Raw genomic sequence first — 26,079 nt, forward strand, 5'->3', positions numbered from 1 at the left:
CATGGCTCTGCCCGTGATGCTCAAGGCGGCCCTTCCGGCTGTCCCCGGCCTGAACCAGCTGCCCGGGATCAAGAAGACCGGAGGGGCGCTGCCGGACCTCACCCTCGTGCGCACCGACGTCCTCGTCGAGCGCTCGGAGGTCGACCGGTACGCCGCCGTGTGCGGGTTCCCGACCCGCGACGTCGCACCGGTCCCCTACCTGCACATGCTGGCGTTCCCGCTGCACCTGCAGCTGATGACCGACGCGACGTTCCCGTTCCCGGCCATCGGCTCGGTGCACCTGGAGAACACGATCGTCCAGCACCGTCCGGTGGCGATCGGCGAGAGCGTGTCGCTGTCGCTGAGCGCCGACAACCTGCGCGCCAGCACCAAGGGGCGCGCCTGGGACATGAACGTGACCGGCACCGTCGATGACGAGGTCGTGTGGGAGTCGGTGTCGACGTACCTGCGCGTCGGCAAGGGCGACAAGGAGAACGGCGACGCCGGCCTCTCGTTCGCTGCCGTCGAGGCCAAGGGACCGGTCTGGTCGCTGCCCGACAACCTCGGACGCACCTACGGCGCCGTGTCCGGCGACCGCAACCCGATCCACCTCCACCCGCTGACGGCGAAGGCGCTCGGGTTCCCCCGACACATCGCCCACGGCATGTGGAGCAAGGCGCGCTGCATCGCGGCGCTCGAGAACCGGCTCCCCGACGCGGTCAAGGTCGAGGTCGCGTTCAAGAAGCCGATCTTCCTGCCCGGCAAGGCGCAGTTCGGCGCCGAGAAGTCAGCCGAGGGCTACGACTTCACGCTGGTCAACCCGAAGTCCGGTGCCCCGCACCTGCTGGGCCGCACGTCCGCGTTCTGACCTCAGGAGTCCTGGCGACGGGGCCGGATCAGGCCCTCCTGCGCAACCGTGGCGACGAGGGTCCCGTCCTGGGTGAAGATCCTGCCCAGGGCGAGGCCCCGTCCCCCGCTGGCCGAGGGTGACCACTGGTCGTAGAGCCACCACTCGTCGGCGCGGAACGGCCGGTGGAACCAGATCGTGTGGTCGAGCGAGGCCATCTGCACCTTGTGCGGGCCGTGGTCGGGGTGAGCCGCCAGCGCCGCCCCGAGCAGGGACACGTCGCTGGCGTAGGTGAAGGTCGCCAGGTGCTCCAGCGGGTCGTCACTGAGGCGACCGTCGACCCGGATCCAGACCTGGGTCCTGGAGGGGTGCATCGGGTCGGGATCCAGGCCGTACGACGAGTTGCCGAGCCACCGCACGTCGAGTGCTGCCCACTCCTTCGAGAGGCCGTCGTCCGAACCGCGCTCGTTCATGAGCTGCATCATGTCCAGCCCGTCCTCGGGCGGCTTGACCGTCGGCATGACGTCCTGGTGCTCGAGACCTTCCTCGCCGCGCTGGAAGTTGAGCGTCTGGTAGTAGATCGGCCGGCCGTGCTGACGCGCCAGGACCCGCCGCGTCGCGAAGGACTTCCCGTCGCGGATCCGCTCGACGTCGTAGATGATCGGCACGTCGTAGTCGCCGGCGAGCAGGAAGTAGGAGTGCAGCGAGTGCACCTGGAAGCCCTCCTCGACCGTCCGGGACGCCGCGATGAGCGCCTGCGCGGCCACCTGGCCGCCGTACACGCGCTGGCGGATGGTCTCGGGCTGCTGGCCGCGGAACAGGTTGGTGTCCAGCTCCTCGAGGTCGAGCAGGTCGACCAGCTTGCGGGTCGCCTCCCCCATCTCCCGGCCCGTCTCCCGGTCCGTCTCCCGGCCGATCTCGGGCTCGCTCACGGGGTGCCTCCGGTCTCGTCCGGGCCCTCGAGGCCGGCAAGGAACTGCTCGAACTGCTGACCGATCTCCTCGCCGGTCGGGAGCGGCTCGTCCTCAGCGAGGAGGCTGCTGCCGTCGGCCTCGGCACGGGCAAAGGTGTCGTACTGCTGCTCAAGTGCGGTGACGACGTCCTGCACCTCGTCGTTGGCGGAGAGGTAGCGGGCGATCTCGCCCTCCCGCTCCTCGGCGACCACACCGAGCTCGGAGAGATCGATCGTGAGCCGGGCGGCGAGCTCGACCTGCTCCAGCAGCGCCTGCGAGGCGCGCGGGAAGTCCAGCTGCGCGAGGTAGTGCGGGACGTGGGCGACGAAGCCCTGGGCGTCGTGGCCCCAGTCGCCGAGACGGACCTCGAGCAGTGCCTGGGCACTGCTCGGCACCCGCAGCTCGCCGCGCCACGGGCTGGTGCCGGTCAACAGCTCCGGGTTGTTCGCGTGGTGGGTGATCGCGATCGGGCGGGTGTGCGGCACCGCCATCGGGACCGAGCCGATGGACACCACCACGGACACGCCGAAGCGCTGCACGACCTCGAGCACGCTGCGGCAGAACGCCTCCCAGCGGATGTCGGGCTCGGCACCGTGGAGCAGGAGGTACGGCGACCCGCCGGTGTCGTGGAGCAGGCGCACCACGAGCCGCGGAGCCTCGTAGCCCTCGTAGTGGTCGCGAGCGAAGGTCATCGGGGGCCGGCGGGCGCGGTAGTCGTGCAGCTGGTCGACGTCGAAGGTCGCGACGACCACCCCTCCGCCGTCCGCGGACGATGCACCGGTGCGGGCGAGGTGCTGACAGGCGTGGGCACCGGCGTTGCCGGCATCCAGGAATCCCTCCAGCGCCACCACCATGGGCAGCGACTCGATGTCCTCGAGCTCGGGCACCTCGTCCACGATGTGCACCAGACGCGGCCAGGAACCGGAGGGTTGAGCGGAGGACGTCACGGACCAAGCGTAGTGGCGGGGTCCTCGGGCGTTGCCGTGTAGGGGTCGCTCGACGGATCGTCCGTCGTGCCGTCGTACGGGTCCGGCGGCTCGGGCGGCTCTGCATAGGTGGTCGCCATCAACGCCACTCCGCGCTGGGCGAGCTCGGCCGAGCTGATCCCGAGGACGCTCTCCAGCGCCTCGGCCTGGTCCGTGCCGCCCTCCAGGCGGTCAAGGAGCAACAGCAGGACCTGCTCTCCGTAGGTGCTGGCGATGTACTCGCACACCCACCACGACACGGCGTACCACGCCTCGGCGCTCGCTCCGCCGAACTGCTCCTCCCCCGGGAGGTCGGTCACGGTCGCACCGACGTCGAGCGCCGTGGCGGGCAGTCGCCGCTGGGACTGCGGCATCGACTGCACCGAGACGAACTCGGCCAGGCCCTCGTTGAGCCACAGCGGCGCACCCAGACCGCGCGCGCCGAGCAGGGCATGGGTCAGCTCGTGACGCACCAGGCGCCCGACCACGGACTCCTTCTCGTCGAGCACGCGCGGGTTCAGGAAGATGCGGTACGACGCCACGCCACTGCTCGGGTCCGCCGCATCGGCCGGCACCGCGATCGTCAGGCCATCGGCCCGGTCGGGGTCCCCGACGGTCTGGCCGGCGAGACCGTCGAGGAACGCCGGGTCGCTCACGGCGTAGACCACGACACCCTGACCGCGCGTCGCGCTGCCGGGACCGAGCGCCGCCCGCACGTCCGAGCGGCCCGAGGCGACCATGTCGAGCACGAGGTCAGAGGTGTCATCGGTCTGGTCGTCGAAGATCCCCAGCACACCGGGAACCGTCTCGACACGGACAGGGCCGAGGTCCCAGGGCTGCATGTTGCCGGGGTGCTGGGCCTCCCACTCGTAGTCGGTGGTCGAACCCACCACGAGACGGGTGCCGTCCGGCGAGGAGACGAAGAGGAAGCGGTCACGGGTGATGACCGGCGCGGCGTCGTACCCCTTGAGCCGCAGGGCGACGCTCACCTCGGCCCAGTACTCCGGCTCGCCGTCGAGCTCGGTCCCCTCGACCGGGCTGATCGTGTCGGCCAGGACCTGGATCCGCAGGGCACCGACGGGGAGCTGCTCGAGGTTGTCGAAGTAGGTCTGCTGGTCCTGGACCAGGGTGGAGTCGGCGCGGTCGAGGGTACGGCGGAACTTCGCGAGGTCGCCGGTCCTGAGGGCGGTGGCACGTGCGTTGACGGCCTTCTGCATCAAGGTCGCGACGTCGTCGTAGCCGCCGCCCGAGTAGGTCGGCGGCGGCACGTCGTCCGAGCAGGCGCTCAGCGGCGCCAGGAGCAGTGCCAGGACCGCCACACCCGAACGGCGACGGAAGTCCCGCTGCCCGTTGCGGGGCTCAGCGCGACCTGTCGACATCAAGCAGCGACCTGTCCTCCGGGGCGGTCTCCGCCGTGATGTCGTGGAGCGCCTCCAGGGCGATCGTCGATGCGGTCAGGCCGATCCGTTCGAGGATCGCTGCCCGCTTGGCGTGGTCGAGGAAGTCCTGGGGCACGCCGTGGATCCGCACGGGGGTGCGCACACCGGCCTCGGCCAGGGTCTGGAGCAGCACGGCGCCGACGCCGCCGATCACGCCGTTGTCCTCGATGGTCACGACGCGGCGGTGGGTGCGGGCGAGCTCGACGAGCGCCGGGTCGACGGGCTTGACCCAGCGCGGGTCGACGACGGTGACGCCGATGCCCTGGGCGACCAGGCGCGCGGCGACGTCGACGGCCGTGGCAGCCATGGAGCCGACCGCGACCACCAGCACGTCGCGGTCGCCCTCGCGCACCAGGACGTCGCAGCCACCGGCGGTGTCGATCGCCTCGATGTCCTCGGGCGGCGGGCCCTTCGGGAAGCGCACGACGGTCGGGGCGTCCGCGACCTCGACCGCTTCGTCGAGGAGCTCGCGCATCCGGGTCACGTCGCGCGGCGCGGCCAGGCGGAGGCCCGGCACGACCTGCAGGATCGACATGTCCCACATGCCGTTGTGGCTGGCACCGTCGTCGCCGGTGACACCGGAGCGGTCGAGCACGAAGGTGACACCGCAGCGGTGCAGGGCGACGTCCATCAGCACCTGGTCGAACGCACGGTTCAGGAACGTCGCGTAGACCGCGAAGACGGGGTGCAGGCCACCCATCGCGAGACCCGCGGCGGAGGTCGCCGCGTGCTGCTCGGCGATGCCGACGTCGAAGGTCCGCTCGGGAAAGCGCGTCTGGAACTTGTCGAGGCCGACCGGGTGCATCATCGCGGCGGTGATGCCGACGATGTCGGGACGGCGCTCACCGATCCGGACGATGTGGTCGGCGAAGTGGTCGGTCCAGATCGGTCCCTTGGGCTTCTCGGCACCCGTCTGGACGTCGAAGGGTCCCGGAGCGTGGAACTGGTCGGCCTCGTGCCGCTCGGCCGGGTCGTAGCCGAAGCCCTTGCGGGTGATCGCGTGCACGATCACCGGACCGCCGAAACGCTTGGCCTGGGTCAGCGCCTGCTCCATGGCGGAGCGGTCGTGGCCGTCGACCGGGCCGACGTACTTGAGCCCGAGGTCCTCGAAGAGGCCCTGGGGCGCGAGGACGTCTTTGATGCCCTTCTTCATGGCGTGCAGTGCGTCGTACGCCGCCGGCCCCACACCGGGCACCGAGTTGAGGCGCTTCTTGACGACCTCGAGGACCGTCTCGTAGCGAGGATTGGTGCGCAGGCTGGTGAGCGCCGTGGCCAGGCCACCGATGGTCGGCGTGTAGGAACGGCCGTTGTCGTTGACCACGATCACCAGGCGGCTGTCGTGCTGGATCGCGATGTTGTTCAGCGCCTCCCAGGCCATGCCGCCGGTCAGCGCGCCGTCGCCGATGACCGCGACCACGTGGCGGTCCTCGCCCCGGATCGCGTACGCCTTCGCGAGGCCGTCGGCATAGCTGAGGGCCGTGGAGGCGTGGGAGTTCTCGACCAGGTCGTGCTCGGACTCCGTCTGGCTCGGGTAGCCGCTGAGGCCACCCTCGCGGCGCAGCGTGCCGAAGGTGGCGGCGCGGCCGGTGACGAGCTTGTGGACGTAGGACTGGTGACCGGTGTCGAAGACGACCTTGTCCCGCGGCGAGTCGAACACGCGGTGGATGGCCAGGGTCAGCTCGACGACGCCGAGGTTGGGCCCGAGGTGGCCGGTGTTGGTCGCGACCGTGCGGATCAGGAGGTCCCGGATCTCGGCGGCCAGCTGGGTCAACTCGTCCTCGGACAGGCCCCTCAGGTCGCGCGGGGTGGAGATCGTGTCGAGCACCGGCATGGAGTCGAGTCTAGGCCGTCACAGGTCGTACGCCGCGATTGCGGGCTCGTGGAGGCTGCCCATCCACAGCCGCCCGTCGTGCTCCCGCACTCCGGTCACCATGTGGTACGACGCCCCGTGCTCCGCAGGACGGATGTCGACGTCGTGCACCTGCGTGCCGCGCTCGTCGTACGCGAGCGCGCGCACGGTCTCCTTCGGCTTCGGCTGCAGGGGTGCCGGAACGGCCGTGGCGAGACGGCGCAGCGCCATCGGCCCGCGCTGGAGGCGCTCGACGAAGGGGTCCGTGGGACTGGCGATGCTGATCCAGATCAGGCCGTCCGAGCCACGCGCGATGTTGTCGGGGTAGCCGGGGAGGTCGCTGCAGAGCAGGTCCCGCGTGCCCTTGTCGGGGCCGCTGATCCAGTAGCGGGCGACCGTGCGGGCGCCGGTCTCCGCGACGCACACGAAGTCCTCCGCCGCGGAGAGCGCGACCCCGTTGGCGAACGCGAGGCCGTCCAGGACACTCGACACGACGCCGTCGGGCGTGCGCCGCAGCAGGCGACCGGTCCGGGTGTTGCGGACGAAGTCGTCCTTCCACTTCTCGATCCCGAACTTCGTCGAGCTGTCCGACCACCACAGCGTGCCGTCGGAGGCGATCGCGCCGTTGTTGCAGAACTTCATCGGCAGACCGGCGACGTCCTCGGTGATCACGTCGATGTGGCCGGCGACCGGATCCACCCAGAGCAGCCCGCGGCGCGCGTCGCAGACCAGGAGCCGCCCGTCGGGGGCGAACTCGATGCCGAGCGGACGCCCCCCGGTGCTCGCGACCCGGTCGACCTTGCGGCCGTCGTGGGAGACCCGGATGATCGATCCGTCGTCGGTGCCCGTGAAGACGCTCCCCTCGTGAGGCCCCGACGTCGCGACGACCACGTCCTCGGCTCCGTGTCCGGGCACGGGAATGGCAGCGAACGTCATGGCAGCAGCTCCTGGTAGAAGGGCGAGTTCAGGAAGTCGGGGAGGATCTGCGCCGCTGCGGTCGTGAGCGGCAGGGTGTGGGCCCGCGACGGATCGACGAACACGATCTGCCGGCCCTCGCCGACGGTGATGTCGTCGTCGGTGGCGGTGGTCCGGGCGACGTACACGCGCACTTCGTCGTCGGTGCCGTAGGCCTCGTGGAAGACGGAGTACTGCTGCCACAGGTGAAGGTCGCCCCGCTGGAGCTGGATCCCGGTCTCCTCCGCGAGCTCGCGGTAGGCCGCGTCGACGACCGCCTCGTCCTCGTCCACGTGCCCGCCGACGAAGCCCCAGCACTCCGGGTCGATCACCGGGTGTTCGTCGCGTTCCTGGAGCAGGATCCAGCCGCGGGTGTCCACGAGGAGGATCGAGGCGAAGCGGTGCACGGGAGCCACCGTAACGGGCTGTGGCCGGCCCCCATGCGGGGACCGGCCACAGCCGTCGTACGAATCGCTACCGGGTGACCTTCAGGTTCACCACGGCGGCCGTTGCCGGCTTGTAGTTGGCGTCACCGGAGTACTTGACGGTGACCCGCCACGTTCCCTTGGCCAGCTTCGGGAGGACCAGCGTCGCGCCCTTGCTGCTCAGCGTCTTGACGATCGTCTTGCTCGATCCGGACTTCTGGAGCACCACGGTGATCTTGCCCGTGGCGACCTTGAGGCCGGAGGGGACGTTGACGACGGACTTGAGCGAACCCGTCGCCTTGCTGGTCGGAACCTTGGTCACCGCGACGGCCACCTTCGACGGTGCCACCTTGGCCACCGTGTAGGACACCTGCGCCTGGGAGCCGTTGAAGTTCGCGTCACCGGCGAAGGCCAGCTTGGCGGAGTACTTCTTGACCAGCAGCGTGCGCGGGACGGTGAAGCTCACGGCTCCGTTGACCAGCTGCTTCGTCTGCGTCGCACCCACTCCGGTCAGGGTCACCGGACCGCTCACCGCGGTGCCGGGGCTGATGACCTTGACCTTCAGCACACCGGACTTGCCGTAGGTCGTGGTGACCGACGACGCCTGGCTGATCGTCAGCGCCTTGGCGACGACGAGATCGACCGACGCCGAGGTGGAGGCCGCGTAGGTGCCGTTGCCGGCGTACGTCGCCGTCAGCGGGTGCGTCCCGGCGGGCACCGAGGAGGGCACCTGGAAGGTGGCCACTCCGTCGACGAGCGGCGCACTGAGCGCGCCGCCCGGGATCCCGGCGAGACTCACGGTGCCGGTGGCGCCGGTGGTGACCGTCGCCGTGATCGTGCCGCCCGCGCCGTAGGTGAGCGAGGGCGCCGCGCCGAGCGTGGTCGTGGAGGTCTTGGCGACGACCTCCAGGTCCTGCTCGAGCTCGGAACCGGACACCAGGTCCTGCGCGCCGCCGCCGTACACGTAGCGCAGCGTGTGCTGGCCGGCGGTGACCGCACCGATCGGGAGGTCGATGTCGACGACGCGGTCGGCGTCGACGTCCACCTCACCGAGCTTGGTCGAGTCGAGGAAGACCTGGACCGAGCCGCCGAGTGTGCGGTTGCCCGTGAGCGGCGCCAGGGTGGCGTTGACCGTCCGGTCGGAGTAGAAGCCCGTGTAGTCGCTGGCCACCGTGATCTGGGCAGTCAGGTTGCCCGGTGCCTCGACGGACACCGACGCCGGAGCACCGGTCACGGTGACGTCGCTGTCATAGCCGTCGGCGACGTCGGCGATCACGTCGCGGATGTCGTGCAGCGCCTCCTTGGCGAAGTTGCGCTGGTTGCGCAGCGCGTTCTGGCCGGTCTCGGCCGTGACGTTGACACTGCCGCGCAGGTTGTCGGCGTCCGCGGCGTCGAAGGCGAGGTCGTGCCCCTGGGTGAACCACACCTCGGTCATGTACTCGGTGTTGCCCGTGAACACGCTGTCGGCCGGGTTGGTCCAGTCCTTGCGGATGGCCTGGTCGATGACGGGAGCGGGCTGACCCTCCACCGTGCGGCCCTTGTTGTACGACAGGACGTGGCCGACCTGGATCTTGCGGGCCAGCTTCTCCCCCGTGGCCGGGACGGCGGGGTCGGGGACGGTGCCGTTGTCGTAGTAGCGCACCGGGCTCAGGCTCTGCGTGCCGGCCTCGGACGCGAGGACCTTGTACTGCGTCGACGCGTTCGAGAGCTTCTCGAGGATCTGGCCGTAGAGGTGCGAGGGCCGCGTCTGGCGCGCGACACCGCTGACGGTGCGGAAGGCGTTGTCGCGGATGTGCTTGTCGAGGGACCCGCCGTTGCCGGTCGAGTCGAGCGAGAAGTCGAAGTTGTAGACCTTCTTGATGCCGTGGCGGCGCGCGTACTCGTGCGTCTGCTGGATGATCGCCGCGGTGTTGTGGCACCACGTGCCGCCGAACAGCAGGACGAAGTCACCCTCGGTGTCGAGGATGTTCAGCAGCTCGGGGTGGGTGATGCTCTCGATGCGGAAGTCGTCCTCGTCGCCACCGCTGAGGTCGCGGCCGGCCTCGAAGATGTCGCCGCCGAAGCGCTTGCGGTTGAGCGTCTCGACCGCCGGGTCGGTGTTCTTGACGTACCGCTCGTGGTGACGGCGGTTGTGCTCGGCGCTGAGGAAGTCCCACTGCGAGTCGACGCCGACGTCGGTCGAGTCGAGGACCCGCTTCACGTCGGCCTTGTACGCCGCCACGGCGGACGGCGAGTCGAGGTCGGACGGCGGAGTCACCAGTGCGTCGACGATGCGGGCGGTGTCGCCACCCGCGGCGTCGTAGACGAAGAAGTAGGGGTGGGTGTCGGCGACCCGCTGGTCCGGCTTGGCGACGTCGTTGGCGAGGGTGAACGGGGTCTCCGCGTCCTTGCCGAGGTAGCTGGTGACGAGGCGTTCGCCGAGGTCGAGGAACTGGTCCTTGCCCGCGTTGTCCGCGCTGTAGAGGTCGTAGCCGGTCAGGTCGAAGACGCTCAGGTCCTCACCGTCGAGGTTGGGGTCGAAGTTGTAGATCTTCTCGATGCCCTCGGCCCGTGCGACGTCGTCGATGTGCCCGATCGCCTCCTGGAGGGAGGCGTCCTCGGGCCCGCCGATGAGGAACGCCCACTTGCCGGTGTTCTTCTTCAGGAGGTACTCGAAGCGCTCGAAGGTGACGGTCTCGAAGACGCTGCCCGGCTCGAGGTCGGGGTACTTGTCGTCGAACCAGTCGACGGTCGCGCCGTGGGTCGGGGTCGGGTACGTCGTGGGCGCCGGGTCCTCGGCACGCGCCGGGGAGGAGATCCCCAGGAGTGGCGAGAGGGCGAGCGCGAAGGCTGTGCCTGCCGTCGCGCCGCGGCGCAGGAGGGTGCGGTGGTTCATTGTCGGGTTCGCTTTCTGCTGCCACGATGGGCAGGCCTGATGTGTCGTCATCGATCACGTCTGGTTGCTGGACTGCCGCATCACTTGCCAGAGCGGGCGGCAGTCCAGTTCTTCGTCCGGGTGCTCCCGGACGCATCACTCATGACACATGTGGCACCACCCTGTGGCCGGCCACGCGCTCGCGCGGGCGACGACGGCCGCGCAGCACGTGCCAGGCCAGGGAGAGCGCACCGCCCGCGGCGAGGACAGCGAGGATCAGCAGGCCGGCGTGGTCGGGCACGGGGGTCGATCCCCCGCCGGTGCGGGCGACGTCCGCGGCGGCAGCCTCGGGCGTCGTACCCCCGCCGACGGTGACGGGGCTGCTCGACACCTCGGTGCCGTCGAACAGGACGACGACCTCGTGGTCGCCTGCCGGGACGTTGGCCGGGACGACGACGTCGGCGGTGAAGCCGCCCTTGTCGTCGGTGTCGACCGCGCCGAGGGGCACCGGGTCCGAATGGAGCTCGACGGCGTATCCCTCGATGCGCGGGGCGAAACCGGTGCCGGTGACGGTGATCGTCGCTCCGGGGGCCACGTCGCCGGTGACGGTGACGGTGCCCTTGACGGTGGCGGGGTCGGCACCGACGACGACCGGCTCCGACGGCGGCGAACCAGCCGACTCACCGGCAGCGTTCTTCGCCCAGACCGCGGCCCGGTAGCTGCCCGGCTCGACGCCCTTGAAGACGTGCTCGAAGGTGGTGGAGTCCGTCTCGATCGCCGCCTGTCCGGTGAACCTGATCAGGTAGCCGGTGACCTGCTCGATCTCGGCGTTGGGCGACGCCACCCACGACACGGTCACCGTGTCGCCGTCGACGACGAGACGCGGGGCGCCGAGCGCACTCGGCGCTCCGGCGGCGACCTGCTCGGTGGCTCCGGCCGACGGCGCCAACGCGCCGGTGCCGCTGGAACCGGAACCGCTGGTGCCGGAGCCGGACGAGCCCGAGCCGGAGGAACCCGAGCCTGACGAGCCCGAGCCACCGTTGCCGCCACCCGATCCGCCACCGGGGTTGGGGGTCGGCGTCGGAGTGGGCGTGGGGGTGGGCTTGTCGCCCGCGTAGCTGTAGCTCCCGGCCGGGTACGACGTCGAGCCGTTGCGGTTGGGATAGATCGGGTTCTGGTTCTCGTCCAGCTCGCAGTTCTCGATCCAGAGGCAGGTCACGTCGTCGAGGCACGGGAACTCATCGGCCCCGTCGACCCAGCCGTCGGCGTGGGCAGCGGGCGCCGGCCCGAAGGACGCCGCGAGCAGGGCGCCCATCAGGGCGGCGGGGAGAAGGGCGAGCAACCGGCGGTTGCGGCGGGGGGTCATGGGTTCACTCCTCGTGAGTCGGACAGGACGGCTTGGGGGGTACGGGAACGGGAGGACGGCAGTGCGCACGCACCGATGGGGACCTGGCTGGCGAGCAGCTCCTCGGCCTCCGCGACGACGGTGTCGTCATCGGGGACCACGTCCTCGTCGGAGTCGAAGACCGCGTCGTCGAGACGGCCTTCCTGGCGGGCCACGATCGTGGCGGCAACGGCCGCGGAGGTGACGTTGTCGAGGGTGCGCGCCATGTCGGCGACCATGCTCACCGGGAGCGTGATCGCGACCAGCTCCAGCGGCAGACCGGCGGCGGTGAGGACCGTGGTCGCGGTGATCGTGGCGGTGCCGGGGACCCCGGCGGTGCCGACGGAGACAAGCACGCCGAGCAGCACGAGGATCGCGTAGTCCTGGATGCCCCACTGCAGGCCGAGGGCGTTGACGCCGAAGACGGCGATCAGCACCGGCCACACACCCGCACATCCCGGCATGCCGATCGTGGTGCCGAGCGGGGCGGTGAAACCTGCGATGTCCGAAGGCACGCCGATGCGCTCACGCAGCAGTCGCGTGGTGACCGGCAGGGTGCCGGCGCTGCTCTGGGTCGTGAGAGCGGTGACCTGCGCCGGAAGGATCTTGCGGAAGAACCGCACCGGGTTCACGTCGGCGTAGACCCGCAGCAGGATGCCGTTGATCAGGAACGCGTGCACGAAGCACGCCAACCAGGCCAGGCCGAGCACTCCGAGCAGCGAGACCATCTGGGACCACTGACCGGCGGCGCGACCGACAGCCACCGAGGTCAACGACAGCACGGCGTACGGCGTGAGGGCGATGACGAACCCAACGGCCTTGTAGATGATCTCGCGTGACGCGTCGACGATCCCCTTGAACGGGGCCACGCTGGCCGGCGCTCGGTCCGCGATGAGCGAGTAGGACACGGCGATCAGGACGCTGAACAAGATGATCGGGATGACGTTCGTCTCGGCGATGTCGCTGACGATGTTCGTCGGGAAGAAGTCGATGACGACCTCGGTGAACGGCTTCTTGATGTTCTCCAGCGCCGAGGTGTCGCGCTCTCCCACAGTGATGCCGGCGCCCTGTCCGACGCCGAGCTCCAGCGCCAGGCCGAGGGTCAGCAGCACGGCGAGCGCATTGAGCGCGAGCAACCAGCCGACCGAGCGCGCTCCGATCGTCTTGAGCTGGGCGGTCGTGCCCAACGAGGTGATGCTGGACAGGATGGAGACGATGATCAGCGGCGCGACGATGGCGAGCAGCAGGTTGAGGTAGATCTTCCCCACCGGCTCGACGTAGTCCAGGTGTCCCTCGAAGACGATCCCGACGCCCACGCCCAGCGCCAGCGCACCGATGGTGAGCACGCTGAAGTTGACCCGCAGACGCGCCAGCACCCAGATGCCGGCGAACAGCCCGAACGTCACCAACAGCGCCACGGTGGTGTAGCCACCCATGGGGATTCCCCTTCCGGTCCGTCACCCGAGGACGGAAAGTCGACTATTTCGATGTTGTTAAAACATATTGAGTCGACGTGCGCGAATGCGCCCGAATCCTGAAATGTGGACAGCCATCCCACGATGCGGAATGGCTGGAGGGGTGGATCCGACGGAGTGATCGGCAGCGCCGATCACCCTGGGAGGAACTTCTCAGATGACGGGACCGCCGGGCGTGGGCAGATCGTCGGGATCGGCGCCGCCATGACAGGAGGCGTAGGGCTCCGGAGCCGTCTCCCCCGCGCCGAACTCGGCGATGAAGAGCGGGATCCGGGGGTCGTCCGCACCGGTCAGCGCCAGCTGGCGTCCCCAGACCGTGATCACGACAGGCGCCTCCTGGTCCGGGTACGGCGACAGGATGCCGTTGTCCGGGAGCAGATCGGCGAGCTGCTCGATCCCTGCGGCGTCGAGGTCGTCAGGGCGGTAGGTCAGCCAGGTGGTGCCGTGTTCCAGGTCGTGCACGACGTGCACCTCCGGCACCGGCTCGTCGTACACACCGCACTCGAGCCACACCGGCGCGTGCTGCCCACCGACCGGCGGCGACTGCGGGTAGTCGAAGGTGTCGCCGAGCGTCAGGTGGTCGTTGGAGAGCCCGTCGAAGGACTCGACGGCGTCGAGATCGGTCGTGTCGACCGATCCCCCATCACCTCCGCCGGTCTCGTCGTCGTCCCGGGTCAGCACGAGCGGCACGACCACGGCAGTCGCGAGCACGAGCACCGCGGCCAGGCTCGCGAGCACCACCGGGAGCACCCGGCGCTTGCGAGGGGGCGGTGGGAACGCGGGCGGGTACCCGGGCGGGCCGAACTGGGGAGGCGCGTACGACGGCGGCGGTCCCGAGGGCGGCGGCGCAGCCCACGTCGGCTGCTGTGACGGCGGCTCGTACGGCGGCGGGAGGGGTGGCTCGACAGGAGGCTGACTCACTGCTCGAGCGCCTGCTCGACCCGCTCGACCTTGGCGGTCAGCTCACCGGTGAAGCCGGCCCGGATGTCGGCCTTGAGCACCAGCCCGACCCGCGGGGACACGGCTGCGACGACCTCGACCGCCTTCTTCACCACGGCCATGACCTCGTCCCACTCACCCTCGATGTTGGTGAACATCGCGTTGGTCTCGTTGGGCAGGCCGGATTCCCGGACCACCCGGACCGCGGCAGCAACGGCCTCGGACACCCCACCGGTGTCATCGGCGGACGAGGGACTGATGCTGAAGGCGACGAGCATGGGACCACGGTAGCCAGCGCCGCGAAGTGCGTGCACTTCTCCGCCGAAGTGCGCTGATTTCTCCTCCGACGTGCGGGATGTTCTCCATCCAGATGCACGCACGACGGACTCCTCGGAGGAGAAACCCACGCACTTCGGCGGAGACGACAGCGCACTTCGCGGCCAACTGAAGGGCGAACGCGGTCGAGGTCAGGCGTCGTGGGCCGGAGCCCACCGGTCCAACATCGCCAGGAATCCGTCGGTCGCCCGGTCCCGGAGCTCCTGGTTCGGCGCCTGGAAGCGCCCGTCCTCCGCGTCGAAGGTCTCCTCGACCCAGGCCGCGACAGCTCGTGGAACCGGTGCGCTCCCGAGCTCGCGCGTGCGGGACTTGAGGTCACGCAGCACGGACACCTCCTCGCGGACGTCGTCGGGGACCGGTGTCGAGGCGAGCAGGTCGTCGAGGTTCATCGGCGGCACGCCGCGCCCCAGGCGCGGCTGCCGCTCTCGATCGCCCACGGCACGAGGGCGCTGTTCTCGACCGCGACCCGTGACAGCCGCTCGTCGATCGCGGCGACCACCGTCGGGTCGAAGTCGTCCGGGATCGTTCGCATGGCCGAACGGTACGGGCCGCTGGCACGGGTCGCGACGGATTTCGGTGCCGCCCGGGTACGCCGACGGCCCGCCCCTCGAGGAGGGACGGGCCGTCGGTCGACCAGCGGACTGGCCGTGTGGCTGGGTCAGCCGCGCAGCAGGCTGCGCAGGACGTACTGCATGATCCCGCCGTTGCGGTAGTAGTTGGCCTCACCGGGGGTGTCGATGCGGACGACTGCGTCGAACTCCACACCCGTGTCGGTGGTGACCTTGACCGTGCTCGGCGTGGTGCCGTCGTTGAGCTCGGTGATGCCAGAGAACGCGAACGTCTCCTCACCACTCAGGCCGAGCGATGCGGCCGTCTCCCCCGCAGGGAACTGCAGCGGGATGACGCCCATGCCGATCAGGTTGGAGCGGTGGATCCGCTCATAGCTCTCGGCGATGACGGCCTTGACGCCCAGCAGCGAGGTGCCCTTGGCCGCCCAGTCGCGCGACGAGCCGGAGCCGTACTCCTTGCCGGCCAGGACGACCAGCGGGATGCCGGCCTCCTGGTAGTGGACCGAGGCGTCGTACACGGTGGTGACAGGACCGTCGGCGACGGTGAAGTCGCGGGTGAAGCCACCCTCGGTGCCGGGCGCGATCTGGTTGCGCAGGCGGATGTTGGCGAACGTGCCGCGGATCATGACCTCGTGGTTGCCACGGCGCGAGCCGTAGGAGTTGAAGTCGCGCGAGGCGACGCCGTTCTCGGTGAGGTACTTGCCTGCAGGCGAGTCACCCTTGATCGCACCAGCCGGGGAGATGTGGTCGGTGGTGACCGAGTCGGCCAGCTTCAGCAGGACACGGGCGCCGCTGATGTCGGTGACCGGTGCGGGCTCGTGGGGCATGCCGTCGAAGTACGGGGGCTTGCGCACGTAGGTCGAGTTGGGGTCCCACTCGAACGTGTTGCCCTCGGGCGTCGGCAGCGAACGCCAGCGCTCGTCGCCCTTGAAGACGTCGGCGTAGGAGTCGGTGAACATCTTGGAGTTGATCGCACTGGCGATGGTCTCCTCGACCTCGGCCGGCGAGGGCCAGATGTCCTTGAGGTAGACCGGGTTGCCGTCGGTGTCCTCACCCAGGGAGTCGTTGAACAGGTCGACGTCCATCGAGCCGGCCAGCGCGTAGGCGACGACCAGCGGCGGGGAGGCGAGGTAGTTCATCTTGATGTCGGGGCTGATCCGACCCTCGAAGTTCCGGTTGCCCGAGAGCACCGAGACGACGGCGAGGTCGTGCTCGTTGACGGCAGCCGACACCTCGGGGATGAGCGGGCCCGAGTTGCCGATGCAGGTGACGCAGCCGTAGCCGACCAGGTTGAAGCCGAGCTTGTCGAGGTACGGCGTGAGGCCGGCCTTGTCGTAGTAGTCGCTGACGACCTGCGAGCCGGGCGCGAGGGTGGTCTTGACCCACGGCTTGCGGGTCAGCCCCTTCTCGACCGCCTTCTTGGCCAGCAGCGCGGCGCCGATCATGACCGACGGGTTGGACGTGTTGGTGCAGGACGTGATCGAGGCGATCGTCACGGCACCGTGGTCCAGCGTGAAGCTCGTGCCGTCCTCGAGGGTGACCTCGACAGGCGTCGAGGGTCGACCGGCCGTGGTGGCCGGAGCGTCGGAGGCCGGGAAGGACTCCTTGCTCGCCTCGTCCGCGTCCCCGTTGGCGACGTAGTCGAGGACCGACTCGCGCCACGACGACTTGGCGTTCGACACGAGGACGCGGTCCTGCGGGCGCTTCGGGCCGGCGATCGAGGGAACGACACTGGCCAGGTCGAGCTCGAGCTTCTCGGAGTAGCGCGGCTCGGCGTCGGGGTCGAGCCAGAGGCCCTGCTCCTTGGCGTACTTCTCGACGAGCGCGATCTGCTCCTCGGAGCGACCGGTCAGGCGGAGGTAGGTGGTGGTCTCGCTGTCGATCGGGAAGACCGCGATCGTGGAGCCGAACTCCGGCGACATGTTGCCGATCGTGGCGCGGTTGGCCAGCGGCAGTGCCGCGACGCCCGGGCCGTAGAACTCGACGAACTTGCCGACCACACCGTGCTTGCGGACCATCTCGGTGATGGTGAGCACGAGGTCGGTGGCGGTGGAGCCCTCGGGCAGCGAGCCGTTGAGCTTGAAGCCCACGACGCGCGGGATCAGCATGGAGACGGGCTGGCCGAGCATCGCGGCCTCGGCCTCGATGCCACCGACGCCCCAGCCGACGACGCCGATGCCGTTGACCATGGTGGTGTGCGAGTCGGTGCCGACGCAGGTGTCGGGGTAGGCGAGCAGCTCGCCGTCGACCTCGCGGGTGAAGACCGTGCGCGCCAGGTGCTCGATGTTGACCTGGTGGACGATGCCGGTGCCCGGCGGGACGACCTTGAAGTCATCGAAGGCGCCCTGGCCCCAGCGAAGGAACTGGTAGCGCTCGCGGTTGCGCTCGTACTCGATCTCGACGTTCCTCTGGAACGCCTCGGGCGTGCCGAAGACGTCGGCCATGACGGAGTGGTCGATGACCATCTCGGCGGGCGCGAGCGGGTTGATCTTGGTGGCGTCGCCGCCCAGGTCGGCCATCGCCTCACGCATCGTGGCGAGGTCGACGACACAGGGCACGCCGGTGAAGTCCTGCATGATCACGCGCGCAGGCGTGAACTGGATCTCCTTGTCGGGCTGGGCGGTCTCGTCCCAGCCGGCGAGGGCCTTGATGTCCTCGGCCGTGATGTTCGCGCCGTCCTCGGTGCGCAGGAGGTTCTCCAACAGCACCTTGAGGGAGAACGGGAGGCTGTCGACGTCCAGACCCTCTCCCTCGAGGGCGTCCAGGCGGAAGATCTCGTAGGCCTTCCCCTCAACGTCCAGGGTGCTCTTGGCCCCGAAGCTGTTCTTGCTCGCCATCCGCGTCTCCGTCCTCATCGACTTACTCGGTGTCGTAGACCTCTCATCCTGCCGCCGTGACCCGCGCGACGGATAGTGAGGCTGACCTAAGTTCGCAGGGACATCGGGATCCCGATATCTCTTGACATCAAGATACACGACCTGAAGGAAGATTGCCACGTTCCACGCCGGTGTCGTCCGTCGTGGCCCCGCTCGTGTCCCCGCTCGTGCCCCCGCTCGTGTCGTCGGCGAACTGCGTCCGGTACAGCTCCTCGTACCGTCCTCCCGCGACCACCAGCTGGGCGTGGGTGCCCCGCTCGACGATCTGCCCGGCTTCGACCACCGCGATCTGGTCGGCGGCACGGATCGTCGAGAGCCGGTGTGCGATCACGAGCGCGGTCCGCCCGGCGAGCGCCTCGGCCAGGGCAGCCTGGACGGCGGCCTCCGACGTGGAGTCCAGGGAGGCCGTCGCCTCGTCCAGGATCACGACGCGCGGCTGCTTCAGCAGGAGCCGGGCGATCGTGAGTCGCTGCCGCTCGCCGCCGGACAGTCGGTAGCCCCGCTCCCCCACCACCGTGTCGAGACCGTCGGGCAGTGCCGCGACGAGATCGTCCAGGCGGGCCCGCCGCAGGGCGTCCCACACCTCCTCGACGCTTGCCTCCGGTCGGGCCAGCAGGAGGTTGCCGCGGATCGTGTCGTGGAACAGGTGACCGTCCTGGGTGACCATGCCGATGGCGCCGCGGATGGCGTCCGCGGTGAGATCGCGTACGTCGACGCCGCCGAGACGCACGGCACCGGAGTCGACGTCGTACAACCGCGAGATCAGCTGGGCGACCGTGGACTTGCCCGCGCCGGAGGAGCCGACCAGCGCGACCACCTGCCCCGGCTCCGCGCGCAGGGACACGCCGTGCAGGACCTCCTCGCCCCCTCGGGTGTCGAGGACGGCGACCGCCTCGAGCGATGCCAGCGACACCTTGTCGGCAGAGGGGTAGGAGAAGCGCACGTCGTCGAGCTCCACGGCCACGGGGCCATCGGGCAGGCCTCCCGCGCCGGGCCGGTCGGTGATCAGCGGCTCCAGGTCGAGCACCTCGAAGACCCGCTCGAAGCTGACCAGGGCGCTCATCACGTCGACCCGGGCGCTGGCGAGTGCGGTCAGCGGGGCGTAGAGCCTGGTCAACAGCAGGGAGAGGGCCACGACGTCACCGGCGTCGAGACTCCCCCGGAGTGCAGCGAGCCCGCCGACGCCGTACACGACAGCGATGGCGATGGCCGAGACGAGCGTCAGCGCGGTGACGAAGGTCGTCTGCACCATGGCGGTGCGAACACCGATCTGGGCGACCCGGCTGGCGCGGGCCGCGAACTCCGCGGACTCCTGCTCGGGGCGCCCGAAGAGCTTGACGAGGGTGGCGCCGGGAGCAGAGAACCGCTCGGTCATCTGGTTGCCCATCGCGGCGTTGTGATCGGCCGCCTCGCGCTGGATGCCGGCCAGCCGCCTCCCCATCCGGCGGGCGGGGATGACGAAGACGGGGAGCAGCACGAGTGCCAGGAGCGTGACCTGCCACGAGATGCCGAGCATCACGACGAGGGTCAGGGTGAGCGTCACCAGGTTGCCGACCACCCCGGAGAGGGTCGTGCTGAACGCGCGCTGCGCACCGATGACGTCGTTGTTGAGGCGGCTGACGAGGGCGCCGGTGCGGGTGCGGCTGAAGAACGCGATGGGCATCCGCTGCACGTGGTCGAAGACCGCCGTCCGCAGGTTGAGGATCAGGCCCTCACCGATCCCGGCCGAGAGCCAGCGCGACCAGAGCCCCAGTGCGGCGTCGAGGACGGCGAGCACAGCGATGGCGGAGGCCAGCCAGACGATCACGCTCTCCTGGTCACCCGCGACGATGGCGTTGACGACACGACCGGCCAGGACCGGCGTGGCCACCGCGAGCGCAGACGTCACGATGCTGAGGACGACGAACCCGATCAGCTTGCGGCGGTGCGGGCGAGCGAAGCTCAGGATCCTCCGGGCGGTCGCGCCACTGAACACCCGCTTCTCGTCCGGACCGTGCATGCTCCGGTACATCTGGTTCCAGGCGATCGACTCCATGCTCATGCCTGTGACGTTAGAACCTCAAGTCGGGTTGAGGACAAGGATGGTGACCCTAACCTCCGCCGTGCAGGACGCCGTAGTCGATGTGCCCCGCGCTCCTGATCGCGTCAGGCACCAGCACCCAGGCCGGATGGGAGTCGTCGAGAAGCCTGCTCGCCTGGCGCAGTCGTTGCCGGTCCTTGCGGTGAGTTGCTCGACCAACTCGAACGGGTCCGGAACGATCCCGCAGAGCAGTGCGAGATCCCGGTAGTGACGATCAGGCCCAGGCAGCGCCGTCGCGGCAGCCGGTCCGCCACAACTCGTCCACCGGGGACGGCAGGACCGGCAGCTCGAGCACCACGGTCATCCGCGGCGCCGTTCGTTCGGTACACGGACCCTGAGATTGGGCTCCGCTCCCTCGCGAAGCGCCAGCGAGCGCGAGAGACCGGGGTCCGACAGCAGCGGCCCGTCACCGCAGGTCAGAACCGGTTCTCTCCAGCAGGGCGACGCACTCCACGTGGTGCGTCATCGGGAACAGGTCGAAGGCACGCAGTGAGCTCAGCGCGTAGCCGTGCTCGGCGAAGATCGCCAGGTCCCTGGCCAGAGCGGCCGGATCACAGGCGACGTAGGCCACCGCGCGGGGACCGCGTGCGACCACCTGCTCCACGACAGCGCGCTTCGCGCCGGCGCGGGGCGGATCGAGGACGACGAGGTCGGCGTGGCTCCAGCTCACCAGCAGCTCGCCGGCCAGCACGGTGGCGACGTCGCCCGCACAGGCAGTGATGCCCGGGACGTTCCGCTCCGAGAGCACCGAGGCCGCTCGGTCGCCTTCCACGGCCGCCACCCTGCCGTCCACACCGACGGCATCCGCGAGGAAGCGGCTGAACAGGCCGACGCCGGCGTACAGGTCCAGCACCGACTCCCCCGGCTGCGGCGCGAGCGCACCGAGGACGGCGTCGACGAGGGCCGTCGGCGCGCCGGGGTGGACCTGCCAGAAGCCGCCGTCGGCGACCTCGAACCGCTGCCCGTGGACCTCGTACGACGGCCCGTCGGCCGCTTCCAGAAGGCACGTGTCGACGGGGACGACGTCGTGGGACCGGTGCTTGCGCATGCCGCGCTGACCGTCGGGGAGGTGGACGTAGCGCTGGCGGGTGCGCCAGCCCAGGCCCTGGTCGTCACCGGGCACCTGCTCGACGACGACCTCGATGTCGAGTCCGGCCATCCGACGCAGCTGCTCCTGGACGACGGCCGCCTTCAGGCCCCGCTGGGCGGCGAGGTCGACGTGCTGGAAGTCGCAGCCGCCGCAGAGACCCGGGCCGGCGTACCGGCAGGGCGGCTCGACCCGGTCGGGCGAGGCGCTGAGGACCTCGATCGCGTCGCCGCGCCAGAACTTGTCACCATCAGTGCCATCGGTGATCTCCACGACCACCCGCTCCCCCGGCAGTGCGTGCCGGACGAAGACCACGCGCTCCTCGGTGCGCGCCACGAAGTGTCCGCCGTGCGCGACCGGGCCGATCTCGACCTCGAGGCGTCGCCCGACGGCCGATTCACCGCGGACCTTGCGGGGGCGCGGACGCCGGCCTGCCTGGCGGCTCACTTCGGCGACTGCCGATCCCGACGCTCGCTGACGCGACCGCGCCGCAGGTCGCCCGGGCGCACCCGCTGCTCCTCGCGCTCCTCACGCTCGAGGGCGATCTCGGAGGAGCGCAGCTGGTAGGGCACCGAGATGACCATGACGCCGGGCGCGAACAGCAGGCGACCCTTGAGGCGCAGCGCGGTCTGGTTGTGCAGCAGCTGCTCCCACCAGCGACCGACGACGTACTCCGGGATGTAGACGGCGACGACCCCGCGCGGGTTGGCGCGGCGAATGGCGGAGGTGTACTCCACGATCGGCTTGATGATCTCGCGGTACGGCGAGTGGAGGACCTTGAGCGGGACGCCGGTGTTGCGGTCGTCCCACTCCTCCAGGAGGCGGGACGTCTCCTTGTCGTCGATGGAGACGTAGACACCCTCCAGCGCGTTCGGTCGGGTCGCCTTCGCGAACGCGAGCGCCCGCAGCGTGGGCTTGTGGAGCTTGGAGACCAGGACGATCGCGTGGACCCGGGTCGGGAGCGCCTTGTCCTCCTCGTCCGCGGCGAGCTCGCGCTCGACACCGTCGTAGTGCTTCTTGATGCCCTTCATCACGGCGAAGAAGAAGCCCATCGCCAGGATCGTGATCCAGGCGCCCGCGAGGAACTTGGTGAGCAGCACGACGACCAGCACCACAGCGGTGAACGACAGCCCGATCGCGTTGATCAGGCGCGAGCGCACCATCCTGCGTCGTTCCGCCGGGTCGCGCTCGGTCGCGAGGTGCCGGGTCCAGTGCCGGATCATCCCGAGCTGGCTCAGGTTGAAGGACACGAAGACGCCGACGATGTAGAGCTGGATGAGCTTGGTCGTCTCGGCATCGAACGCCCAGATCAGGATGATGGCCATCGCGGCCAGGAAGACGATGCCGTTGCTGTAGGCGAGCCGGTCGCCGCGCGAGCCGAGGGCGCGCGGCGCCAGCCGGTCCTTGGCGAGGATCGAGCCGAGCACGGGAAAACCGTTGAACGCGGTGTTCGCGGCGAGCACCAGGATGATGCCGGTGACCGTCACGACGAAGTAGAAGCCCGGGCTGAAGTCCTGGAAGATCGCCCGCGCGATCTGGGCGATGACCGTGTGCTGGTCGAAGCCCGCGGGAAGCGGCTCGCCGTCGCGGGTGAGCCGATCGAGCTCGTGCGGATCGACGTAGCGCAGGCCCATCTGCTTGGCGAGCACGATGACGCTGATCATCATCGTGATCGCGATCACGCCGAGCAGCAGCAGGGTCGTGGCGGCGTTGCGGCTCTTGGGCCGCTTGAACGCGGGCACCCCGTTGGAGATCGCCTCGACACCGGTGAGGGCCGCACATCCGGACGAGAACGCCCGAGCGAGCAGGATCAGCAGACCGAAGGTGGTGAGCGGCTCGTCCCAGCCCTCCTTCGGCGTGATCTCGAGATCAGCGCTCTCGGCCATCGGCAGCGTGCCGGCCGCCAGCTCGAAGAGGCCGTAGGCGCACATGCCGAGGATCGCGAACATGAACAGGTACGTCGGGATCGCGAAGAGGGTCCCCGACTCGCGGATCCCCCGGAGGTTCACCGCGGTCAGCAACGCCACCATCACGACGGCCACCGTCGCCTCGTGCCCCTGGAACCCTGGTATCGCGGCCGCGGCGTACTGCGCGCCCGAGGAGATCGACACCGCGACCGTCAGGACGTAATCAACGAGCAGCGCGCTGCCGACCGTCATCCCCGCCGTGACACCGAGGTTGACGGTCGCGACCTCGTAGTCCCCGCCCCCCGACGGATAGGCCTGCACGGTCTGCCGGTACGACGCGATCACGGCGGCCATCACGATGGCGACGGCGAGCGCGATCTTCCACGACCAGATGTACTGACTGGCACCGGCGATCGCCAGCATGATGAACACCTCGTCGGGCGCGTAGGCGACGGAGGAGAGCGCATCGCTCGCGAAGACGGGTAGGGCGATCCGCTTGGGGAGCAGCGTCTCCCCCAGTTGTGCGCTGCGAAGCTTGCGCCCGAGCAGAATTCGCTTCGAGACGTCACCGACACCCACGAGCGACAACGGTAGGGCATCGCGCGCCTCCGGCTCGTATGTGCGGTGCTATAGCGTTCACACCGTGCATGTCGTGATCATGGGCTGCGGCCGCGTCGGATCGACGCTGGCGCGCAGTCTCGAGGACCGCAACCACACCGTGTCGATCATCGACACCGAACCCGACGCCTTCCGGCGCCTCGGACCGGGCTTCAACGGCGACAAGATCGCCGGCCTCGGTTTCGACCAGGAGGTCCTGGAGAAGGCGGGCATCCGCCGGGCCGACGCCTTCGCGGCCGTGTCCAGCGGTGACAACTCGAACATCATCGCCGCGCGTGTCGCCCGCGAGACCTTCGGCATCCAGCAGGTCGTCGCCCGGATCTACGACCCCGGCCGCGCCGAGGTCTACCAGCGGCTCGGCATCACCACGGTCGCCACGGTGAAGTGGACCGCCGACCAGGTCCTGCGGCGCATCCTCCCGGCCGGCGCCGAGCCCGACTTCCGTGATCCCTCGGGGACGATCCGGGTCGACCACCTCCCCGTGCCCGAGATCTGGGTCGGCGCCCGCGTCGGCCAGCTCCAGGAGCAGGCGCGCTGCCGTGTCGCCTGGATCGACCGGCTCGGTGAGGGCGTGCTGCCCGACCGTGACAGCGTGATCCAGGAGGGCGACATGCTTCACCTCGTGATCCGCGAGGAGAGCGCCAACCAGGCCTACGAAGTGCTCGGGCGCGGCCCCGAGCACTCCGACTGAACCGCCCGAACCCGAGGAGACCCGAACAGTGCGAGTTGCGATTGCAGGAGCCGGCGCCGTGGGGCGCTCGATCGCCAGCGAGCTGATCGAGAACGGGCACGAAGTGCTCCTGATCGACAAGTCCCCCTCCTCCATCCACCCCGAGCGGGTGCCGGATGCGGAGTGGCTGCTCGCCGACTCCTGCGAGCTCTCCTCGCTGGAGGAGGCCCGCCTCGACAAGTGCGACGTCGTCATCGCGGCAACGGGTGACGACAAGGTCAACCTGGTCACCTCACTGCTGGCCAAGACCGAGTTCGGGGTCCCGCGCACCGTCGGTCGGGTCAACCACCCGAACAACGAGTGGCTCTTCACCGAGGCCTGGGGGGTCGACGTCAACGTGTCGACGCCGCGGATCATGTCCGCCCTGGTCGAGGAGGCCGTCACCGTCGGCGACCTGGTCCGGCTCTTCACCTTCCGCCAGGGCAACGCCAACCTCGTGGAGATGACGCTCCCCGCTGATTCGCCGTACGTCGGCAAGGCCTCCGGCCTGATCCCGCTGCCGGAGAACTGTGCGCTGGTCACGATCCTGCGTGACAACCAGGTCTACGTGCCCACTCCGGAGCAACCGGTCGAGTCGGGCGACGAGCTCCTGTTCGTGGTGCCGACCGAGGCCGAGGACGAGCTCGAGCGTCTCCTGGCGCCGGCCTCGCACCCGGTGAAGCCCCCCAAGCCTGCCAAGTAGCAGGCCTCAGAGGACGCCTTCGCCCCGCTCGGGCGCAGGCGTCGGCTCGTTCTCGACAGGGGCCTGCAGGGGCGTCGCGTTGCGCGCGAGCAGCCAGATCATCGCGGACCAGGAACCGATCCGCAGCACCCAGCCGAGGCCGGTGCGCAGCACCAGGATCGCGATCACCGCGTGGTCCGGGTCGATGAGGTCACGGTGTCCCGCGATCCAGACCGGTCCCTGCAACAGGACGCCGACGGCGCCCGGCAGGAGCATCACCCACGTCAGCCGACCGCAGAGACGCACGACCTGCTTGTCCTCGTGCCAGGCCGTCGCATCACCGGTGACGCTGCCGAGCATGAAGCCGAGCATCGGCCAGCCGGCCAGGCAGCTCGCACCCAGCACGACGGTGTAGGCAAGGCTGATCAGGATCCCGGGCAGGAAGAACGCCAGCGCCTGGTCGGACTCGGAGCCGCCGGAGCTCTCCGCCCAGCGGACGAACACCCAGCCGATGCCGATGCCGAAGATCGCGTTGAGGACGAACTGCGTGCTGGAACGCTGCACGATCCGCATCAGCAACGCAGCGCCGGCGACCACGAGGCTGGCGATCAGCGCCCACTGCAGTTCCTTGGTCGAGAGCCACAGCACCGTGAAGACGATGCCGGGCACCGCCGCCTCGGCCATCCCGCGCCTGCCGCCGAGGGCGCGCGCCAGCTGGGCGCGCACGAGGGCCTCGACCGTGTCGACACCGACGTGGTCCGGCTTCTGCTCCGGAGTGGTCTCCGGGTTCACAGCAGCTCGTAGCGCGGGTTGTAGAGGATGCGGGTGCCGCCCTGGTCACCGACGCGGCCGCTCACCTCGATGGCCCGCCCGGGACCGATCCCGGCGATCCGGCGACGTCCGAGCCAGATGATGGTGACGGTGCCGGTGCCGTCGTACAGCTCGGCCTCCAGGGCCGGGACGCCGCCGCGGGGACGCAACGTGACCGTCCGCAGGCTGCCGCGCAGGCGGACCGGCTCGCGGTTCGGGGCGTCCCCGATGCAGACGACACCCTCGCTCGTGAACGTCTTGCGGAGGTCACGAGCGTCGGCCTCGTCGGGATTGGCCCACTTGCTGATGGTCCGCCGGAGGCGGCTCTTGGTCCCCATGATC

The 26,079-nt window shown here is 69.7% G+C and carries 22 protein-coding genes; 3 read left to right on the forward strand and 19 right to left on the reverse strand.

The window, feature by feature from the left end; translation table 11 throughout:
• Position 1 precedes the first annotated feature (1 nt).
• Positions 2–847, forward strand: a complete 846-nt coding sequence (locus ASE01_RS13420; RefSeq protein WP_056752591.1) for a MaoC family dehydratase — start codon at positions 2–4, stop codon at positions 845–847.
• A 2-nt stretch (positions 848–849) separates the two neighbouring features.
• Here the strand turns inward: ASE01_RS13420 and ASE01_RS13425 are convergent, their stop codons facing one another.
• From ASE01_RS13425 to ASE01_RS13500, 17 genes are all read right to left on the reverse strand, one after another.
• On the reverse strand, positions 850–1,758 hold the full coding sequence (locus tag ASE01_RS13425; protein WP_321164125.1) for an acyl-CoA thioesterase II: 909 nt from the start codon (positions 1,756–1,758) through the stop codon (positions 850–852).
• Positions 1,755–2,726, reverse strand: a complete 972-nt coding sequence (locus ASE01_RS13430) for a PAC2 family protein (protein ID WP_235535994.1) — start codon at positions 2,724–2,726, stop codon at positions 1,755–1,757. Before ASE01_RS13430 ends, ASE01_RS13425 begins: the two co-directional genes overlap by 4 nt.
• Positions 2,723–4,123 (reverse strand): hypothetical protein, encoded by a 1,401-nt coding sequence (locus ASE01_RS13435; protein ID WP_056752595.1) that lies wholly within the window; start codon positions 4,121–4,123, stop codon positions 2,723–2,725. Before ASE01_RS13435 ends, ASE01_RS13430 begins: the two co-directional genes overlap by 4 nt.
• Positions 4,104–6,014 (reverse strand): 1-deoxy-D-xylulose-5-phosphate synthase, encoded by a 1,911-nt coding sequence (dxs, locus tag ASE01_RS13440; protein WP_056752598.1) that lies wholly within the window; start codon positions 6,012–6,014, stop codon positions 4,104–4,106. The genes ASE01_RS13435 and dxs overlap by 20 nt, the downstream gene beginning before the upstream one ends.
• Before the next feature lie 18 nt (positions 6,015–6,032).
• Entirely contained in the window at positions 6,033–6,968 is a 936-nt protein-coding gene (locus ASE01_RS13445; protein WP_056752602.1) for an SMP-30/gluconolactonase/LRE family protein, read from the reverse strand.
• The gene (locus ASE01_RS13450; RefSeq protein ID WP_056752606.1) at positions 6,965–7,393 is read right to left on the reverse strand and encodes an NUDIX domain-containing protein; all 429 of its coding nucleotides are present in this window, start codon (positions 7,391–7,393) and stop codon (positions 6,965–6,967) included. The genes ASE01_RS13445 and ASE01_RS13450 overlap by 4 nt, the downstream gene beginning before the upstream one ends.
• Before the next feature lie 67 nt (positions 7,394–7,460).
• Positions 7,461–10,286, reverse strand: coding sequence for an Ig-like domain-containing protein (locus ASE01_RS13455; protein ID WP_056752609.1), 2,826 nt, complete (start codon positions 10,284–10,286; stop codon positions 7,461–7,463).
• A 139-nt stretch (positions 10,287–10,425) separates the two neighbouring features.
• A complete protein-coding gene (locus tag ASE01_RS24420) occupies positions 10,426–11,631 on the reverse strand; it encodes a hypothetical protein (RefSeq protein WP_056752612.1) in 1,206 nt (401 codons plus the stop codon).
• Complete coding sequence (locus tag ASE01_RS13465) at positions 11,628–13,085, reverse strand: dicarboxylate/amino acid:cation symporter (RefSeq protein WP_056752616.1); 1,458 nt, start codon at positions 13,083–13,085, stop codon at positions 11,628–11,630. Before ASE01_RS13465 ends, ASE01_RS24420 begins: the two co-directional genes overlap by 4 nt.
• Positions 13,086–13,277: 192 nt before the next feature.
• On the reverse strand, positions 13,278–14,045 hold the full coding sequence (locus ASE01_RS13470) for a DUF3105 domain-containing protein (RefSeq protein WP_157537338.1): 768 nt from the start codon (positions 14,043–14,045) through the stop codon (positions 13,278–13,280).
• Complete coding sequence (locus tag ASE01_RS13475) at positions 14,042–14,341, reverse strand: MTH1187 family thiamine-binding protein (protein WP_056752626.1); 300 nt, start codon at positions 14,339–14,341, stop codon at positions 14,042–14,044. Before ASE01_RS13475 ends, ASE01_RS13470 begins: the two co-directional genes overlap by 4 nt.
• Positions 14,342–14,530: 189 nt before the next feature.
• A complete protein-coding gene (locus tag ASE01_RS13480; RefSeq protein ID WP_157537339.1) occupies positions 14,531–14,788 on the reverse strand; it encodes a hypothetical protein in 258 nt (85 codons plus the stop codon).
• Positions 14,785–14,931 (reverse strand): hypothetical protein, encoded by a 147-nt coding sequence (locus ASE01_RS24425; protein WP_157537341.1) that lies wholly within the window; start codon positions 14,929–14,931, stop codon positions 14,785–14,787. The genes ASE01_RS13480 and ASE01_RS24425 overlap by 4 nt, the downstream gene beginning before the upstream one ends.
• 126 nt (positions 14,932–15,057) lie before the next feature.
• The gene (gene acnA / locus ASE01_RS13485) at positions 15,058–17,805 is read right to left on the reverse strand and encodes an aconitate hydratase AcnA (RefSeq protein WP_056752634.1); all 2,748 of its coding nucleotides are present in this window, start codon (positions 17,803–17,805) and stop codon (positions 15,058–15,060) included.
• Positions 17,806–17,932: 127 nt separating this feature from the next.
• Entirely contained in the window at positions 17,933–19,885 is a 1,953-nt protein-coding gene (locus tag ASE01_RS13490; protein WP_056752637.1) for an ABC transporter ATP-binding protein, read from the reverse strand.
• A gap of 445 nt (positions 19,886–20,330) precedes the next feature.
• Positions 20,331–21,458 carry a class I SAM-dependent RNA methyltransferase gene (locus ASE01_RS13495; RefSeq protein WP_056752642.1) on the reverse strand — a complete coding sequence of 376 codons (1,128 nt, stop codon included), beginning with the start codon at positions 21,456–21,458 and terminating at the stop codon, positions 20,331–20,333.
• Positions 21,455–23,497 (reverse strand): APC family permease, encoded by a 2,043-nt coding sequence (locus tag ASE01_RS13500; RefSeq protein WP_056752646.1) that lies wholly within the window; start codon positions 23,495–23,497, stop codon positions 21,455–21,457. Before ASE01_RS13500 ends, ASE01_RS13495 begins: the two co-directional genes overlap by 4 nt.
• A 64-nt stretch (positions 23,498–23,561) precedes the next feature.
• Here ASE01_RS13500 and ASE01_RS13505 point away from each other — a divergent pair, with 64 nt between their 5' ends.
• Both ASE01_RS13505 and ASE01_RS13510 read left to right on the forward strand, forming a co-directional pair.
• The gene (locus ASE01_RS13505; protein ID WP_056752650.1) at positions 23,562–24,227 is read left to right on the forward strand and encodes a potassium channel family protein; all 666 of its coding nucleotides are present in this window, start codon (positions 23,562–23,564) and stop codon (positions 24,225–24,227) included.
• A gap of 28 nt (positions 24,228–24,255) precedes the next feature.
• Positions 24,256–24,948 carry a potassium channel family protein gene (locus ASE01_RS13510; protein ID WP_056752653.1) on the forward strand — a complete coding sequence of 231 codons (693 nt, stop codon included), beginning with the start codon at positions 24,256–24,258 and terminating at the stop codon, positions 24,946–24,948.
• Between the two features lie 6 nt (positions 24,949–24,954).
• Here the strand turns inward: ASE01_RS13510 and ASE01_RS13515 are convergent, their stop codons facing one another.
• Entirely contained in the window at positions 24,955–25,719 is a 765-nt protein-coding gene (locus tag ASE01_RS13515; RefSeq protein ID WP_056752655.1) for a DUF3159 domain-containing protein, read from the reverse strand.
• On the reverse strand, positions 25,716–26,075 hold the full coding sequence (locus ASE01_RS13520; RefSeq protein WP_056752658.1) for an OB-fold nucleic acid binding domain-containing protein: 360 nt from the start codon (positions 26,073–26,075) through the stop codon (positions 25,716–25,718). The genes ASE01_RS13515 and ASE01_RS13520 overlap by 4 nt, the downstream gene beginning before the upstream one ends.
• Positions 26,076–26,079: the final 4 nt, after the last annotated feature.

Origin of the sequence: Nocardioides sp. Root190, assembly GCF_001428565.1 — a bacterium.
Lineage (GTDB): Bacteria > Actinomycetota > Actinomycetes > Propionibacteriales > Nocardioidaceae > Nocardioides.